The following is a 20,211-nucleotide window of genomic DNA, read 5'->3' on the forward strand; positions in this document are numbered from 1 at the left end:
GCGTTAGCACTCGCTTCTATTTGTCATAATATCGATTTATTTATCATCAAGTTCAACACGCGAACCGTCCGGATCGTAAATATTTCCTACCCATCTGTCACCACTAGTATAATGAAGATCAACCGTTATTTTTGGATCGCGTTTTTTGAGGATATCTACGGCTTCCTGAATGGTCATGCCAGGATCCGTTTTAAGGTCAACCTGATTCTTTTTACCAGCAGTTGCTGCGTTAAGCGTCTCATTGGGACCTAAAACACCGCATTCGTAAAATTGATCGCTATTTGGAATCCTGATTAAATGTGAATTGAGTCCGGAATCGCCATTAGGAAGGAAACCTATCTTAGTCTGAAGAAATTCATTTGTTACAAGTTGATTCTTACTGGTGGCTCCATTAGAAATAATGGAAGTAAATATGCGAGTGCTCGGCATCGCTTTCCCTTGGGTCTTCCCGGTCAGACTTGTGCTCATATACTGGACAAATTCAATGACATGACCGTCAGGGTCTGTGACTGTGAAACTCAGGTTTCCAAGAGCATTTGTGGTAACGGAAGTCGGTACTTTTACGCCATTTTTTTTGAGTTGGGCAAGCAAAGCAGCTGCGTCAGTAGTGTAATACCCGATGTTCTTCAATTGATATTGACCATTCGTGGAATCAAGTTTGCCCTCGTACAGCTCAATGTACTGGTTGTCATTGATTTTGATCACCGCAACCTGACTTGAGACGGCAAACGGCTCGGCATAACCAAGGTAATCTACCCAAAATGCGCGCGCTTTGGCAAGACTGGTCACGTTGTAGGCCATGTGAGCGATTCCCTGGATTGTCGAAGCAGTCGGTTTTTTCGCTGCCTCTGCAGGAATTGCCATAAATGAAGCACTTACCAAAAATAACATTGAAGCAAGTACCAAGGCAATTCCATGTCTTACAGTTTTACTCATACTTTAACCTCTCTCTTTTTTTATTTATTTAACAGCAACCATAATCTGTACTCCATTCCAATTAAGTATTTGGTTGCATATTTAAATACTAGTTTATTAGGTGCTTCTATATGGAAATATTGGGGCGCGGAGGCATGAAGAGATAATTTTCTTCCCCAAAACAGATAAAACGGTTAGGTAAACGTTTACTTGTTTGCTGAATATTATCGATAATACAACGGTGTGAAAGGAATGTATGAAATTAATTATATGGCTCAATTAATAATTCTCTTTGTTGTACTTGTTTTTATGAATAATATCAAATGACTTTTCCAATCTTAAGGGTGAATCTGTAGGTGTAGGGTACCATGTATTGAGGGTATTCTTGGTGCGATGAAACGATGATAGCTGAATTGCAGCAGAGGCCAAATGGTGGGAAAAGATAAGTAAACGTTTACTTATAGAGGCTAAGTCATTAACATTTTCCATTCAGAGTAACATTCTACGGAATACAATGATTATTTTAAAGTGTATTTATCATTCCCGTAAACAGTTCAATACTAAGAAGCGGTTAAATCAGCCTAGTTGAGCGTTCACAAAATGAATTATACTATGATTTCCAATAAAGTCAACAACTTCAAAATTCGAAGATCTACACATACTCTAAGCCAGAAGTGAAGAGCTATGACTTTTATACGGCTGTTTTGAACGATAGCGTGAGAACACCCATTCAATTCCAAGTGTGGTAAAAAAATAAAATCGAATAATTAAAAAACCTCGTTCAATATTCCAATAAGCCTTGACTTCTAGCGGAATTAGGATCATAGATTAAAACGTAAAAACAATATAAATGCCCCACTAGAGATGTGAAGTTCTTGACTTTATGAACAAAGGTGGTACTATTACAGTATTAATCAGAACAATTCTCAAAAGTGATAAGGTGATAGGCCGAGGGAAGTTTTTTATTTTATCTAAATATGTAAACGTTTACATATCATTGTTTACACGAACAACTTGAATTATATCTTGGAAGGCTCTTTATATAATCATTGTAGGTAAACGTTTACTTGAGCATTTTTCAATTATCTGCTTGAATCTTATTGCTCCTCCTAGAAGGTTCGTGAATTTTAAGGAGCAGAAGAAAATAACAAAAGGCAATTGTTTACGTACAAGGAGTGGAAAACAGCAAACCATTTATTGGTTTAAGTAAACGTTTACCTATTTGATGAATTTAGTATTTTTGGAGGTGAGTTAATGGGAAATTTGGATGAAGTTTGCTATGAGAATACAAGCTGAGAGGAATAAGTGATCATAGTAAACGTAGAAATCAGACCAAACGACTGCATGAGGAGTGAGAGCATGTATAAAAAGATATATAGAGTCCTGAGCCTTATATTAGCAATCCTAATAGCATTAAACTCGTTTCAATTAACCATGGGCACAAAGGTTCAGGCTGCCGGAGATACATTTAACGCTACGACAGGGACATTAACGCTGAATGGTTCATTTGCCGCAGGCGGGTTAAAAGCCCAGATTGATGCCGTTATTAATCCCTTAGGTAAAGGTTATTCAGATATTAAAGCTTTAATTGTAACAGCAGGGGTGGTTGGAGTTGGAAAAACAGCTGATGGCGGGAGTGATATAACAGGAATAATTCCGTCCTTAACAGCTCTTGTAGATTTCCAAATGATTGGCACGTCTGCTGTACAAAGCTCATCGACTGCACCAGGGGATAATGTTGTTTTGAAAAATTTCTTCACTACTGCAAATGCCCAGTTAAAATCGGTGACGCTTCAAAATGCAACGACGATAAATGCGCAGGCGTTCCAAAATTTGAGCTCACTTACGACGCTTGTCATTCCTAAAGTAACAACCATAGCTAGTACAAACGCCTTTACGGGCGACAATAGTCTTACGTCTATTACGCTTGGTGCAACTCCGCCGACCCTAACATCCGGCACGATAACTGCGCTTTTAAGTAATTTGGCAGCAGGCGCGATATTCTATGTCCCAGCGGCCAACCTTGCAACTTATCAAGCAACCGCTCCTTGGAGCACCATTCCGACCCGCATCAGCGCCATTCCATCTGGCGGAGGCGGCAGCAGTGGCACGTTTGACGCAGCGACAGGTACTTTGACACTGACAGGTGCATTTGCGGTGAGCACGTTAAAGACTCAAATTGATGCTGTTCTTCCTTCCGGAAAAACTTATGCGGATATTAAAGTTTTGAAGATCACAGCAGGAATCGTTGGAGTTGATGATACGACTAACATCATTCCGCTTTTAACCAATCTTCAGGATTTTCAAATGACGGGTACAGCTGCCACGCAAAGCACAACCGTAGCAAACAGCGTCTACACCGTACAAGCTAACTTTTTTACCCAGACAAATGCCCAACTAACAACGGTAACGCTGCAAAACGCGAAGACGCTAAATGCGCAGGCGTTTCAGAATTGCAGCTGTATGACCACACTGATCGTACCCAGCTTAATAAATGTCGTAGATGTAAGCGCTTTTTCAGGTACGAATCTTACTTCTATTACCCTTGGACCAAGTATACCGACAAGTGGTCCGGCTTTCTTCCCGGCGAATGTGACCTTCTTCGTACCAGCGGGAAGCCTGTCGGCATACAAGACGGCATGGAGCAGTGCGGCGAGCCGCATTAAGGCCATCGGTGATCCTCCGGACAATACACAAGGCAGCTTCGACGCAGCGACTGGGACGTTGACGTTGACGGGCGCATTTGCCGTGAACACGCTGAAGGCTGAAATTGACGCCGTTATTAACCCTCTATCCAAAGCCTATACAGATATTAAAGATTTGGTAATCACCAATGGAATCGTAGGTTCAACCGATGCAACTGGCACAATACCACTTTTGACTAATCTTCAGGATTTGCAAATTGTGGGGAATGCGACAACCCAAAGCAGCTCAAACAGCAGCACGAAGAACACCACTCCCAAAAACCTTGCTAGCGGAACAGCGAACAGCAAATTGAGATCAGTTACGCTTAATAACGTAACTACATTAGGTACAACTACGTTCAGTGGTGTTGACAGCTTGACTAATTTAGTCATTCCTATGGTGACGGTTGTAGCCGATGCAAAGGTTTTTCAAAATGTCACCAATCTTACGTCTATTACGCTTGGCGCAACTCCGCCAACTTCGGGGGCCGGATTCTTCCCTGCAAACGCGACATTTTTTGTTCCAGCAGATAAAGTTGCTGCATATAAGACGGACGCTGTGATGGGCGCTATTGCAAATCCTATAAAGGCCATTGGCGAGGCGTTAGATTATATCCAAGGCTTTGAAGCAACGACAGGTACTTTGACTTTGACAGGTGCATTTGCTGTAGGGTCGTTAAAGGCTCAAATTGACGCTATTATTAACCCTCTTAACAAACAGTATTCAGATATTAAAGTTTTAAAAGTCTCTGCGGGCACCATAGGCATAGATGATGTCGCAGCCACTGGCGTAATGCCGCAGCTCATTAATCTTGAGGATTTGCAGCTCATAGGCAGTGCCACAACCCAAGGAACTTCCAACAGCAACACGGTGGGAAGTTCGCCGAAAAACCTTGTGAGCTCCGCAAACTCAAAGTTAAAATCGGTTACGCTTAAAAATGTAACGACAATAGGCACAAGTACATTCAGCGGTTCTGCCAGTTTGTCAACATTAGTCATCCCGAGTGTGACAACTGTGACGAATGCAGATGCTTTTACGGGTTGTACAAAGCTTACGTCAATTACGTTCGGCGCAACGCCACCACCAGCGACTGCCGGACCCAATTTGTTCCCAGCGATTGCGACCTTCTATGTGCCCGTGGACAAAGTCGCGGCTTACAAGGGTGACGCCGTTTGGAGCAGCGTAGCAAGCCGTATTAAAGCGATCGGCGATACATCCGGTGGAGAACCTCCTGTTACAGATGGGAACGCAGTCATCACGTTCAACACCACAGGCAGCCTTCTTGATCTTCTGGCTGCTGCTGGATATGACTCTACGGATTCCACGCAAGCAGCTAGCTTGAAGACGATTGTCATAAAAGCAGGCGGCGCAAAGAAAGTGTTTGCGAATAGTGACTTTAACCCAACTACGGGTAAATCCTTCAGCAATTATATAAATCTTACAACCTTCACAATAGAAAAGCCGGAGGATCCCAGCTATTTAACATGGAACGGCAACAAACTGCCTAATAATTCCTTTAAAGGGCTTGCAAAGCTGAAGCAAGTAAAAATCGGAATCGATACTTCCTATATCGGCACATCGGCGTTTGAGGGTTGTATATCACTGGAAACAGCCGAGTTCGGCTTGACCCGCGCGTTGGGTCCATGGGCTTTCAAGGGCGATACCAATCTTAAATCCATTACCTTTAACAAAACCTATCTTCCAATCGGGCTAGATGATTATGTTGGACCACCTGAAGCACAGGGCGACTGGTTTTATGGCGTCAACACCGACAATCTCATTATTTATGTGCCTACGGTTGCAGTCAATGCCTTCCTAGCCGATGCTGACTGGAGCAATATTGGTGACAATGGAATCACGATTATGTCCAATGGAGACAATGCCGCGGAAGATGCCGGCTCTGGGCCGCCAGCAACACAAAATGTTGTAGTCAATACGTTTACGAGCAAATTTCTACAAAGCGCTATCGACAGCTCTAATTATTCGGGCAACGACTATGGGGATATTAGAGTTCTGACAATTAATGCAGGTGTACTAGACCCTGCTGACTGTGTTTTTATTGCCACCAGTCTTAAAAAGCTGGAGGAGCTTTACGTTGTCGGTACGGCTAATTTCGTAGATGGGGTGATTCCCAAAAATGCCTATGAAGGCAACAAATACTTAAAAAAAGTTAAAGCCGATAACGTAACGACAATCGGAGCGAAGGCTTTCAATTTATTTGAAAGCTTGACGGAAGTTAACTTCCCCAATGTTACAAGAATAAACACGCAAGCGTTCGCACAAACAAAAGGCTCTAGTGCCAGCAAGCTTACGACAGCCAAATTTCCAAAAGTTCAAGTTATTGAACAAAGAGCCTTTTATTTTTGTGTGAATTTGACGGATTTGTACTTAGGAAGCTTACCGCCCAAGCTTGATGTGCCCTATGGCAAACAAGGGCTGTGGTTCAATTTTGTGACACATATGACGGTGCATGTACCCAGCTTGGCTGTATATAACGAGTATCTCAAACTTGAAAACAGCGATCAGATTGACTGGAGTGCAATGACTTTTGTGGCGGATAATGGAGATGCCTTGCCTATAATACCGCAGGCGGCCCCCTACGTTGACGCTGATTATAACTATCTGCGCGAGGATCATCCGGTACCCTATTATAACGGTGATTACGGAATAAGCCTCAATATGTATACCTTTAATATGAATTTAAACTCATGGCTGCAAGGGCGCACGTCCCCAGTCCCGATGACAACTCTAGACACGATACAGTGGGCGCATGATCATGGTTTTGATGCCGTCGACGTCACGTGCTACTACATTCCAGGGTATAGCAATACGGACATGCCGACCCCCGATCAGCAAGTGGCTATTCATGCTTATGCCAAACAAATTAAAGATCTTGCCGGCAGCTTGGGTATCGCGATAAGCGGTACGGGCATTCAGAATAACTTTGCGGACCCCAATCAGGCGAGGCGTGATGTAGATATTGAGCGTATTAAATTTTGGACGCAGATTGCGTCTGAAATGGGCGCTCCAGTTATCCGTATATTTGCCGGACCTCCTCCTGTTGATATTACGCGCACAGGCTGGGCTGCTATCACGCGAGATCGAATTACACCTGCCATTCAGCAAGTTGCGGACTTTGCAGCAGCTAATTTCCCGACGGTTCAAATCGGCATTCAAAACCACGGCGACATGCTGGCTACAGCCAATCAAGTGCTGCAGCTTGTCAAATGGGTTAATAGATCCAATGTTGGCGTTGTAAACGACACGGGATATTACAGAGATTTTATGAATACCGACGCGACACATTATGATTGGTACAAGGATATTTCACTGATTCTACCTTATTCTAACAACTTTCAAGTTAAGAAAAAGCCGGCAGGCGCTGAGACAACCGAGCTTATGGACTTGAATAAATTGTTCGGGACCATCAGAAACAGCCCATATCGTGGTTATATACCGGTTGAACTGTTATGGCTTGCAAACGACGACGGATATCCCGGCAAACTGAACACCCCGCCATATGAGGAGACATTAGCGTTCCTTGACTCGATGAAAAAGGCCATGCGTGATACAAAGCATATTATATCGGAGGATGATATTACATTATCTCTGAAAGCCAGCCATCCGAATATAGTGAGTGTCGACGAGAATGCGCGTTCCATACAGGTGATCGAAAAAACAAGTCTCGAGCAGCTTGATGCGCAAACTACCAATGGTGCCGGTACCATCTTGAGGGTATTGGATGCCAACGGCATTCCCAAAAAGGAAATAGCCGAGCTTGTTGCAGGCGACAAGTTTGTAGTCATTGTTGGAACTTCAAAAAAGGAATACACCATTCAAGTGATTCATTATACGTTGGAAAACCTGGCGCTTAATCCCAATGCGAGCAACATCAAGGTCAGCTCCTTCAGAAGCGGTATTGATCCCGCGAATGCCTTTAACGGCGCGTCCACAGGTAACGCAGGCAGCGGCTACCAGGTTGACGGCTCGCAGAGCACGGCATCCAATATTAGTGCAGGGAAAAATACATTCTGGCTTGCCCTGGACTTAGGTCAAATGAAGAAAATTGACCAATTTAGCGTAGCATGGGGCACGAGTGTAGGGGATTTAACTACACGTCTTAAAGACTCGACTTATCGCATCGAATATACCAATGACCCTGCTAAATGGGCTGCGATTTCAAACGCTACCGTTGCAGGTTCGAGTGGCATTGCGACTGGTTACAGCAAACCGGCGGGTTGGGATCTTGCCTATGCGCAAGATGTGACGCAATTGCCGGATGCAAACGGCAACAAGGTGTTCATGAGCAATCTTGCTTCTCCTATAAATGCCCGGTATGTGATGGTGACAGGCGAGCTTGCAAGCAATTGGATTGAAATTTACAATTTCTATGTTTTCCAAAAAGAAGTTAGCAATATTGTGCCTACACAACCTGTGTACCCTACAGGGGATTTGGCAAGAATCGTGCCTGATTATGAAGGCATGAGCCTTACAGTTGGACGGCCGGCTATTGTAAAAAAAGACAAAGCGGTACCTAAGTTTCATATCACCGCGATGGAAAACATTACGGTTTCCGGGGTAATGAAGGATTCGAGCGGAGCAACCGTTTATACGCTCCCAAGTCAGAATATCGCAAGCGGGGCAACCAGTGTAATCGCGCCCAATATAACGGCTTCCGCACTTGGAACGTATACGTTTGAATTTACAATTTCGGGAAGCAAAACGATCTATGATAAGGTTTATTTCACGGCCGTTGACGATGACATTACTAAATATAACTATACCAAGCCATATCCTGCATTTTCCGTCAACGCCGGTAAACTGGTCTATGTACCTGATTATCGCGGCAATAGCGTGATGGATTACTCTAATGTTGGATATAAGGGCGGCGGAGTTGAAATTCCGAATGTTCCTGTGAAAATTATTCTTGAACCCTCAGAAGACAGCAATTCTGACGATACCGAGCGCATTCAAAATGCTGTCAACATGCTTGGACGTATTGATCCTGATTCTAGCGGCTTTAGAGGCTCAATATTGTTGAAGGCAGGCACATACAGGGTAAGCAGCACCATTAAGATTTCTAGTAGCGGGATTGTTTTAAAGGGCGAGGGAGATGATCACGGAGGCATTGAGACGCATAATACGCCTCTTAGCCCCACGAACTGGAAGGATTATACGCACTCTGAGGCACCGCAGCCCAACGTCACGAAGGTTGTTGCCACATGGATTGCCAGTTCATACGATAAAAATACTGCTGTATTCAACTTTGCGGGTGCAGCAACATCCAACAGTGGTAGCCCAATCAAAGTTGTCGATCAGTACGTACCGGCAGGCGGGCATACAATAAGACTTGAGAATGTTAGCGGACTTAGTGTTGGAGACACGGTAAATGTTCGCAAAGCCGTTAACGCAGCATGGGCTCAGGATCTTAAAATGGATGTTATGACAGATGCGCCAGGCATACTGTCGGCCAATCAATGGGCGGTTAATGGAGCTGTCGACAGCGGGTATTCCACCATGGATGAAGAACGTACGATCAAGTCCATTAATCCCGTCACGAATGAAATTACACTTCTGGAGCCATTGGCGGATGCATTGGACATGAAGTATGGCGTTTCAACCGTCACCAAGTATAGCCCGACAGGCAGAATTAACAATGTCGGTATTGAGAATATGCAGATTATGTCGAGGTTCGATGCATCGTCGACAGCCATCAATACCGCATTTGGTGTGGATTATATGTCCTATAATGATGAGCTTCATGCGGAGCTAGCCGTTCGTTTCGGCAATGTGCAAAATGCTTGGGCGAGAACTATAACCACGTACCACATCGACAGTGCCGTGGCCATTGCAACGGGTGTCAGCAAGATTACTATTCAGGATGTTAATTGTCTTGAGCCTGTCAGCGGCACAGGCGGGGAGCGAAGATACAATTTCTCGAACGCTGGCGGCACCTTAGTGCTCAATCAACGAAACTACTCACGATATACTCGTCATGGATTTATTGTGATGGGCAATGTTGTCGGGCAAAACGTATTTTACAATAACAGAACGGATTACCAGTTTGACGCGAATGAGCCCCACTTGAGGTGGTCCATCGGTGGCTTGTACGACAATTTCAACGGTCGAATTTATCTTCAAGACAGATGGAACAACGGGACTGCGCATGGCTGGTCAGGGGCGAATTATACGCTCTATAACAATACAGGCTACTATATCATCAGCCAAAACCAGCTTGCTGCAAATTATTTGTTCGGCCAGTCTGGAACCAGATTGCCATTTGTCATGGATGCGGTAGACCCAGGTAATGTTCCAAATTTCCGTGCCTATGAGTATAGCAACGGAAGCAAAATGACACCGGGAAGCTTGTTTATACAACAGCTGAAGGACAGATTAGGGCAGGGGGCAGTTGATAAGACAAATAGCAGCGCTATTCCTGTCATTATTGACCAGTCTGGTAATTTTGCCTCTCAGTTTGCGACTTTGACAGGAATTTTCGTTGATGGTGTACCACTGGCGAACTTCAACAAAGAAGTTCTGGGATACACGGTTCCTGTAGCATTAGACTATACAGTTCTGCCTGCCATTACCTACACGGCGGATACAGGTGCAACCGTCACAACTTCAGTAGGCGGTAATAATGCGGTTATATTTACAGTTAGCGTACCGGGTAAGACAGATAGTGTTTATACCGTTAATTATGGGATTATCAACAAGGCTGTTCCGGTCACTTCAAGCGCGGGCGTATCAACGGTCAATAACCTGATTGACGGGATCACATCAACCTCCTGGTCATCGTCAGGCACGCCGTGGGTTCAGTTCTACCTTGGCGACAAACCTGCATTTATTGATAGCGTATCGCTTGGATATTCCAGGGACACCCAAATCAGAAGATCTTATTACTTCGATTTTTTAGTGTCGAATGACGGTTATACATGGACGAAGGTGATGGCGAGTAACTGGCAGCAGGATAACCTCGGTAACGGGCATATTATGGGCAAGGAGGTTATGCCTGGGTCAGACGGAGATTCAGCGTCCGATTACGAAACCTTTACATTCCCGGCCAATATTTCAGGAAGATTGCTGCGTGTAGCTATGTATGGTGCTAGAGCAGGTACGGGGACGGGCACAAGCAACGCCAATAAATATTGGGCTATTGATGTCGGAGCAGCAATCAACGGCGGACTGCTTACTGTTTCCAAGCAGCCTCAAAATGCGGCAAAACGAGAAGGCTTCACTGCAACATATACGGTAACCGTGTCGGGTGGAACAAGACCATACAACTATCAATGGAAAGTATCCAAGGACGATGGCTTGACATGGAATGATGCTGCAACAGGCACCGGTGCGAATACAGTGACATATACAACGGGCGAAATAACGGCAGCTATGGATGGCTATAAATATAGATCCAAGGTAACCGACTCCGATGCTGGCGGTCCACAAACTGCCTACTCCAATGTTGCGACGCTCACAGTCAAGCAAGATACAGGCATCACGGTTACTCCGGTGGATACAAGTGTTTCTGTTTTTGACAATGTGATTTACAGCAGAAGCGCTACGATAAGAAATACTTCATTTGTATACGGCCTATTGGGGTATGTCGATATCAAACCGGCAGGCTCTACGGTGTTTGTCATTCCTTCAAATATAGCGCCAAGGACGGAGTCTGTAGCGGCATTTCTAGACTCAATCGCCACATATTGGCCTCCGGATGATGATAGTTTGAGAGACAGTAAAAAAAGCTACATCAGAAAATCCGGTGAACAAATTCGCGATGGCGATCATCTCCTCATCATCAATCCGGCGAAAACCGGCGTTGAGAGATACATTATTAATTATGCCAAAATGGATGACTCTACAGTGGTGAGCGCAGATAAGTCCGTCCTTACTTTTGACAGGATCAAGGGTCAAAACACAGCTGCGGATAGTATCACGGGCAATCTTATTTTGCCGACAACTTCGAGCTACGGTTCAACTATAAGCTGGAAGGTTGAAAATAATACAAACCTGACGGCAGCCGGTGTCGTGAAGAGACCGCTTTACGTGGATGGAGATGCCAAAGTTACGTTAACGGCAACTGTAGCAAGCGCGGCAGTAATCGACACGGTAATATTTAACCTGACTATATTGAAAAAAGGCGCGGATGAGGTTCCAAGCAACAACGCAGCAGTTACGGCCAAGGGCAGCTCCGAAACGGGCTATCTATGGGGCTTGACGGTAGATAACGCCTCTAAGACGATTGCGGGATTAACGGCTTCCACGAGTGTTGATGTGTTTAAGAATGGAATTACTGCGGATCAGTCAGCAAGATTGAAAGTAGTGACAAGCGCTGTAGGAAGTGTTGTAACAGCTGCTACTTTTGCAGATGCAGTCGAAACGACAAAAAACGTGGCAAACGGCAATTTGTTAATCGTATTGGCTGAGGATGGCATCACGTTAAATAAATACACTATCGCGCTGAAGCCGAATGCAGCAACACCAACAGCGGTAGCTGTGCCTGGTAAAAAGTATAATACTACAAAATTGACAGGATTATTAGCCGGAACAACGTATCAATATGTGATCAGAACCGCATTAGGCACGCCTTCGGCATCTACCTGGGCATCGTCCTCCGTTCAGTTTACAACAGGTGCGAATGAAACGGAAAAAGACAATCTGTTTGTTACGCAAGGCAGCTATCTGTATATTCGAGCAGCGGAAACTGCAGCTATGTCTGCATCCAGTGCAATGTATATCCTTATAGACGTATCCCAAATAAACAAAACGGTAGATGCATCAGCTCCAGCCGTTGCTCTTCAGCCGGGATCAAACCACTTCACAACAAAGCTGACGAGTTTACTGTCGGGAACAGCGTATGAGTATATCAATAATACGAGTGCGCAAGAGCTTGATAACTGGGATGCCGCATTATTATTCACAACAGCCGTCGGTGAAACGACGAAGGACAATATTCCGGTTACAACCGGGCAATACCTCCATATCAGGTTTTCTGCCACAGACAGCAAAGACGCTTCTTCTGAAAAAAATATTTATATGACGGCAGATCTTGTTAAGGTGAAGCCTGTGAATGCAACGCCGCAGTCCAGCGCGTTACCTGGATCGCTGGGAGGAACAACCAAGCTGACGGGCTTATTGCCTAACACAACGTACCGGTACATTATCAATACCAATAATGACAACCCTGCAACAGATGCATGGGAACATAAAGGGCAATCCATCGCAACCGGGAGCGGCCAAACGGCATATGACAATATTGTTTCGTCACCCGAGCTTTATATTCATTTAATGGCTGTCGAAAATAGCAGCAATGCAAATTCATTGCCGCAAAATTATCTGGTAGGAGCTGGAGGCGTTAAAAGCTTGCCGCAGGGTGTAATTCCCACAGCATCAGCCGATCCGGGAACGGTTGGCGGCACTATGAAGCTGACAGGTTTATTGCCTGACACAGCTTATGAGTTCGTTGTTACCGATGCGCTATCTTCACCTAAAAACACTACATGGGGAGAGAGTATCGTGAGCAGAACGAGGACTGGGGCAGGAGAAACCGCCATTGACAATGTTGAAGTGCCAGCGGATCTTGGGAATATGCACATCAGAACCGGTGGAACAACGACTAATTCGCCGTCCGATGCGCAGAACTTTATCATTTTAAATGCCTATGTAAATAACGCTGCAGGGACGCTCAGCAACAATGCCTATGTGACAGCAGCTACAAGCGGTGTCGGTTATATTCCTGGCATCATCGTAAGCGGCAAAGCGCCGAACTTCACGATATTGAATGTTCCGGAAGGGACGACAAAGGAAGCGCTGAAAGCGACGCTGCTCAGAAACAGCAAAGCTGGCTGGAAAGTCGTTGCAAACGCAACTGTCTCGGCCACGGTGAAGGACACTGCAACGTTCAATAATGCAAGAGAGATTTCAACAAACGTGTTAAATGCCAACGTCCTTACTGTACTTGCCGAGGATGGGAAAACGGTACAGCGGTATACAATTTCAACAATTCCCGCCACTGCTGTGCGTGTAACAGGTATTACGGTATCTAAGGAGACATTAAGCATTGTGAAAGACTCAACCCAGCAGCTCACAGCAACGGTGTCTCCGACAAACGCATATAATAAGGATGTTAGTTGGAGCTCCTCCGATGAGAATGTTGCCACTGTCGATGAGAATGGTGTTGTCACTGCTGTTGCGGTAGGAACGGTAACGATCAAAGCGACAACTGTGGATGGCGGATTTATGGCAGCATCGATGGTTACGGTATTGAAGAACACTTCCACGCCAGCAACTCCAACGGAGGATGGAACGGCAAACAAAGCAGGAACCGTGCAGAACGCCAATTTCAACATCATTGTAAATGCGGATACGGGAGCCACGGTGACGGCGAAGATAGGAGGCATGAACGTACTGCAGTCTGGAACGGGTGTAATGGCTGCCAGTGGCAAAGCGACGCTGCCGATTGACCTCACCAAACTATCAGCGGGCACAAATGCTATTGTGATTATCGCCACGGATGCAACAGGCAACGTTTCTGGTGCATTAACGGTTACCGTAACACGTGCGGCAAGATCAAACGCGGATTTGAGCGACATTAGTTTGTCATCGGGTTCGTTGAATGAGACGTTTGTTCCAGCAACAACAAGCTATACGCAGAGTGTAGCGAATAATATTGTGAGCTTGAAGCTTACACCGACGGTAGTAGATGCAGCTGCGAGTGTGACAGTGAATGGAACAACTGTTACAAGCGGCCAGCCAAGTGCAGCGATTGCGCTTAATGTTGGGGTGAATACTATTACGGTGGTTGTAACGGCAGCGGATGGCTCTACAAAAATATACAAGATCCAGGTTACGAGGATCAGCAGTAATAGTAACGCGCTGCTATCCAGCATGGCTGTCGATCAAGGCACGTTGACACCGGCATTTTCACCAGCAAATCCGAATTATTCAGTGGAGCTGCCCAACGCTGCTTCAAGCATCAAGCTTTTCTTAATCAAGGCTGATCCACGCGCAACAATTACGGTTACAGGTGCAGTTTACAACAATGTTACAGGCAATGTGTATTCCTACACGGCTACAAACTTGATAATCGGGTCTAACTCAATCCAGATGGTTGTTTCTGCTGAGGATGGAACGATAAATCGATATCATATCACAGTGAATCGTGCTCCAGCAGTTAGCAGCAATGCCAACTTGAGCTCATTGACGCTGTCGAGCGGCACCCTGAGTCCTGCATTTGTATCTGGTACAACAGCTTACACTTCCAGTGTGGTTAATGGGGTTTCAAGCCTTACAGTAACGGGGAATGTAGAAAATAATAATGCCACGATGACGGTTAATGGAAATCCAGTCACAAGCGATCAAGCAAGCGATATGATTAAGTTGAATGTAGGCGACAACATCATTACTATCGTAGTAACTGCACAGAATGGTGAATTGAAAACCTACACAATTATAATAAATCGAGCGCCAGAAGCTGCACGTGTAACACAACCCAAGAGTAGCGGGGGAAACGTGGGTACCATTGCCATTGTTACATCGACAGACGGTAATTTAACGGTTCCTACAGGCAAAAACGGCGAGGTAAGTTTGGGTGATTCAGTCAAAATTTCAATTCCAGCCGATGCTAGTGATAAAGAATTGAAATTAACGATAGAAAAAGTGTTGGACAGCCAAAAGCTTCTAACGAATCAAAACATCTTAGTTAGCCCCATCTATGAGATTCTGAAAAACTTCTCGGAAAACTTCAGTAAGCCTGTAACGCTGGATTTTGCTTTCGATCCTGCAAGCTTGATGAGCAATCAAAGGGCAGCCGTATTCTATTACGATGAAGCGAAGAAAGTATGGGTGGAAGTTACCGGCAGTAAAGTAAATGGCGATCACATTACCGTAGAGGTAGATCACTTTACGAAATATGCGGTATTCGCTGTAGACCAAGTTACGGAGAAAACGGCAACAGAACAACCTGCGGGCACTAACCCGGCTGTGCAATTGAGCGATATTGCTGGACATTGGGCAGAGATTAGCATCAAGCAAGCGGTGAGCAGCGGAATCGTTAGTGGTTATCCAGACGGCACATTTAAGCCGAATCATACGGTGACACGCATGGAATTTGCTGTCATGCTGGTGAATACACTGAAGCTGCAGGGAGAAGGAGCGGTGCTGACTTTTACAGATACCATGAAGATCGGAACCTGGGCGCAGAAGGCAGTCGCACAAGCATTCCAGGCAGGTATTATTAAGGGTTATGAGGACGGAACCTTCCGTCCGGGTGCAGAAATTACACGCGCAGAGATGGCCGTGATGCTTGCTAATGCTTTGGGTCTGGCGCTTGACGCTGACACTACAACTGGATTCGCGGACGACAAGGATGTTCCGGAGTGGGCGAAAGGCTCAGTAGCGGCGATGAAGAAACAAAAACTTGTTGAAGGCAGAGGTGCCGACGAATTCGGTCCTACGGCTTTAACAACGAGAGCCGAGGCTGTAAAGGTGCTGCTGAACATGCAGGCGCAAAAAAGCAAGTAACGTATAAGGTGTAGTAAGATCGATATTAGGTTATTCCTCAGGCAGTCGAACAGACTGCTTAAGGATAACCTTTTTTTTCTGTTAAACGAAAATGATAAGTCTCTTACTTATGATATATGGTTAGGCTGAGCAAAACTAGGCGGATGGAAGGCAAGGCCTTTATCTTTGCAGGCTCCGAGCTGCCTTGCTTGCATACAGTGTAATTCCAAGTCCTGCCGCGTACACGATTGCACCAAAGCCATAGGCGGCGGTGTAGTTTCCGCTAAGGTGGATAATCCACCCGGAAAGCCCCGGCCCCAGCATCTGTCCGACGGCGTAGAAGACAGATATAAAACCGAGTGCAGCGGCAACGATGCTTTGTGGCACCTGCTGCGCCGCTTTAATTTGAATAAGCGTTATTAAACCGCCGATGCTTGATCCCCATAGCATGGAGGAAATTATAAAGCCTGTCACACTTGGTGTGAACATTGGAATCAGGTCTCCTGCGACCGCACAGCTCCAGGATAGAACGAACATCCGGTTTACTCCGAAGCGGTCGGACATGCTGCCCCATACGGGTCCGCCCACAATACTGAAAATTCCTGCCACAGCATACGTAACTCCTGCTGTTTGGTCAGATAACCCCTGGTCAAGCATGAACCCGGTCTGGTACAGATTAGGGATAAGATAAGCTAACCCAATCAGGAAATATAGCGAGGCGACTCTCATGAGGCCTTTGTTCTTGAGCCAGGCAGGTCTGTCCTCAATGCTCTTTCTACTGCTGCTTGCTGCCGGATTTCTTAAAATGACAAGCGCAGCGAGAACTACTATTAACGATAAAAAGCCGAAGCATAGCCAAACCGCGCGCCAGCGCCAATCGGGAAACTGCCCGATTAAGAATGGAACGAGAAAGCCGCTCAACAGCATGCCGATGCCGGCACCGCTTAGCAGAAGGCCGAGCACGGTTCCTTTGCGATTGGGGAAAAAGCCCAGCATAATTGTCATTAGCGGGGTGAAGACCAGGGAGCTCCCTGCCCCTGCGAGAAGCATGAAGGGCGCTATCGACTCCATGGAAGAAGCCCAGGATAAGCCAAACATACTGACAATAACCGCGCTGCCGCCCATCAGCAGAACGGACTTTCCGCCCCAGCGAATGGCTAGCAGGCCTGAAAGCCCGACAGTGACTAGATACCCAAGAAACATGATGGTTCCCAGCATACCTCCTTGGGAGACGGAGAAGCCGAGATCTTCTTCCATGTAAGGAAGAATGAGGCCATATGCCATTCGTGCAAAGCCGGTTGTCGTTACGACGAGCAGCATGCCAACCAGAGTAAACGGCCAGAAATTAACCGACGATAAGCTTTGTTGTTCATCTTTCAATCTATCCATCTCCGTTCTGTCCATAAATAAAAAGCTCTTGTTGTCATGTTACTGCTGCCGACAGCATTGCCTCTACCCCCAGACGGATTTAAGATGTCGTTTGCGGGAAACAATGGTTCAGGGATTGTTCGTTTAATCAGAATGATTGAATCCGACTATCTCTCGGGCTTTAACGCCAAAAGAGCCCCCAAACCGATTTATGGCTGGGGGCTCTTTTGGTGGCCGGTTAACCTATAATGGTGGACAAGGGGGCTTGCGGGAACAGGCCTCCTGCCCCTCCGCTCACAGAGGGTGGGTAACTGGAACTGCGGCGAAGCAGCGCCCCGGGGTTGACTCCATATTGTTTGCGGAAGGCCTCGGCAAAATGGCTCGGATTGGAGTATCCGACGGTGCAGGACACTTCATTCACATTAGCGTTCCCTTCTTGAAGCAGCAGCCAAGCTTGTTCCAACCGTTTTTCACGTAAATAGCCAAAGACGGTATTGCCGTACATCTCTTTGAATCCCACTTTCAGCTTATAATCATTCAGTCCTACTAGCCTCGAGAGTTGAAGCAAGGACGGAGGTTCACTCATTCGAACCATCATAATTTCGCGCGCAGCCTCGATTCGCGACTGCTCATCCCTCGTCAGCAGCGGTTTAGTCTCTTTTGAATTCACCAAGAAGGAACGGAAAGCAAGCAGCAGCAATTCCAAAATTCGGCATTCCAGTTCAATACGGTGTAAATCTCGGCTTTGCAGCCCTCCTACAAGATGTTTGAGAATGACGGCTACTGCGGGATCGATTGTTTCCTGAAATATTCTGTATGGTTTTGCTCCCAGCAGTTCGGCGAAATCAATTGATCTTCCGCCAGCTGCCTCTGTCAAGTAATCATGAAAAACAGCTACTGACATACCAATCCCAAGCATCATAAATGGCTGTTTGGCATCGAATTCCAACCTTGCTTCAGCCGTATTGATTAACTGCAAACTCCATTGTCCTGGTACTATTTCTTGTTCGGAGGCAGCCAAATTGGATCTTCTCGTTCCCTGAAAGCAATAACCAAACTCCACCATCGGCTCCAGGGAAAACAGTTCTACTGTCCTATCGGAGGTTAGTCTGAAATCCGATAGAACCAGCTCCATTTCCGGCCTTGGTTGAAGACGATGAATTAGGCCTGTCCCCGCCGGATGCTGAATCGTGATATCTCTAGATAAGTCCTCCCGGTGGTTTGTAAGTGGCTCCAACTGATCGAAGAAATGATTGAAATTATGATGAAAAGCCGCTGCATGCGCATGCATAGTTTTCACACTCCGGTCACATGAATGGAATTTGATGATAATCATTCTCATTATAAAGAAGATTGAGCTTTCTGTCGAACCTCTGGCACAAAGCTGCCAAATCACCCCATAGCTACTTAGAGATTTAGCAACAGATCTTTTTCAAGAAAATATCGAATTGTATTATATAATAGGAAGATGACATAGAGGAGTACGAACTCTTACATGATAAAGGTGATAGGACGATTATGGACATTGTAAAGGATTTTTTGCTGCAAATAGCTTTTATAGCAACGCTAATCTTCACCTTTCAAATATTTTTTGCGGGGAGGTCTGACAAAAATAATCATATAAAGATCATCCTAATTGTATTATTGGGGCTATCTATCGTATTATCCATGTCTTTTCCTGCTTATGTTAACTCCAGTATTCGTATGGATATTAGAATCGTTCCCTTATTATTAGGGACATTATATGGGGGCTGGAGAACAGGCTTAGCCTTATCTACACTTATCATTGTGTACCGATTTTATCTCGGGGTCGATTTTGGATTGTATACTACCATTCTAACACTATTATTTGGCATGCCGGTGATCATCTATTTTCAAAAGCTTTACATAAAAGCAAAAAAGAACAAAAGGATACAAATTGCGATTCTACTATCCATTTACTATTGTTTAGTTGGACTCATAGTGGGGACTACTATAAGAGGATTTTCACTTGAAGTTTTTCAAGTACAATTAATTCATATCCATATTATTGTTGTGGTAATGTTGTTCTTCACTTCTTTAAACGAAACGATTAATGAAATGATCAGAAAAAATCAGCAGCTGCAATCAGAAGCCAAGGACGCGGAAATCGCCTTCTTGCGTTCCCAGATCAAGCCTCATTTCCTGTATAATGCTCTCAATTCCATTGCAGCATTGTGTATAGATGAGCCTAGTAAGGCTGAGGAATTGACGATAGATCTTTCACAGTATTTGAGAAGCAGCTTTGACTTCAAACAACTGGATTCACTAACGACGATAGAAGATGAATTGGAGCTGGTGAAAGCTTATATCAACATCGAAAAGGCACGTTTTGGCGCCAGATTGCAAGTTGAGTACGATATCGATGTAAATCTGGATATCCGGATTCCACCGCTCATTTTACAGCCAATAGTGGAAAATGCTATAAGACATGGCCTGATGTCCACCTTTCGGGGAGGAGCCGTCAAAATAACCGTGAAAGAGGAAGCGGGATCCGTAGTCAGCTTTGCTGTAGAGGACAATGGATGCGGTATGACTGAACAAAAGCAGGAGGAAATACTTAAACCAGATGCGGAAAAGAAGGGCATAGGGCTGCGGAACATCAGTCAGCGTATTAAGCTGCTTTATGGAAACAATATTCGTATTGAAAGTGCCGAGGGAATAGGGACGAAGGTTTTATTCGAAATTCCCGATCAATCGATCAAGCAGAGTGGAGGTTGAAGG

5 protein-coding genes are annotated in these 20,211 nt (G+C 45.4%); 2 read left to right on the forward strand and 3 right to left on the reverse strand.

Annotation, left to right across the window (positions count from 1 at the left end):
• Nucleotides 1-36: 36 nt before the first annotated feature.
• Complete coding sequence (locus tag NV381_RS07035) at nucleotides 37-936, reverse strand: VOC family protein (protein ID WP_258212560.1); 900 nt, start codon at nucleotides 934-936, stop codon at nucleotides 37-39.
• 1,338 nt (nucleotides 937-2,274) lie between these two features.
• On the opposite strand from NV381_RS07035, the gene NV381_RS07040 reads away from it, so the two are divergent.
• A complete protein-coding gene (locus NV381_RS07040; protein WP_258212561.1) occupies nucleotides 2,275-16,122 on the forward strand; it encodes a leucine-rich repeat protein in 13,848 nt (4,615 codons plus the stop codon).
• Nucleotides 16,123-16,281: 159 nt separating this feature from the next.
• Here the strand turns inward: NV381_RS07040 and NV381_RS07045 are convergent, their stop codons facing one another.
• On the reverse strand, nucleotides 16,282-17,505 hold the full coding sequence (locus tag NV381_RS07045) for an MFS transporter (RefSeq protein ID WP_258212562.1): 1,224 nt from the start codon (nucleotides 17,503-17,505) through the stop codon (nucleotides 16,282-16,284).
• 202 nt (nucleotides 17,506-17,707) lie between these two features.
• Nucleotides 17,708-18,760 carry a helix-turn-helix transcriptional regulator gene (locus NV381_RS07050; RefSeq protein ID WP_258212563.1) on the reverse strand — a complete coding sequence of 351 codons (1,053 nt, stop codon included), beginning with the start codon at nucleotides 18,758-18,760 and terminating at the stop codon, nucleotides 17,708-17,710.
• A 227-nt stretch (nucleotides 18,761-18,987) separates the two neighbouring features.
• Here NV381_RS07050 and NV381_RS07055 point away from each other — a divergent pair, with 227 nt between their 5' ends.
• Entirely contained in the window at nucleotides 18,988-20,208 is a 1,221-nt protein-coding gene (locus NV381_RS07055) for a sensor histidine kinase (protein WP_258212564.1), read from the forward strand.
• Nucleotides 20,209-20,211: the final 3 nt, after the last annotated feature.

Origin of the sequence: Paenibacillus radicis (ex Xue et al. 2023) (assembly GCF_024722015.1) — a bacterium.
In the GTDB taxonomy this organism is placed as follows: Bacteria; Bacillota; Bacilli; order Paenibacillales; family NBRC-103111; genus Paenibacillus_S.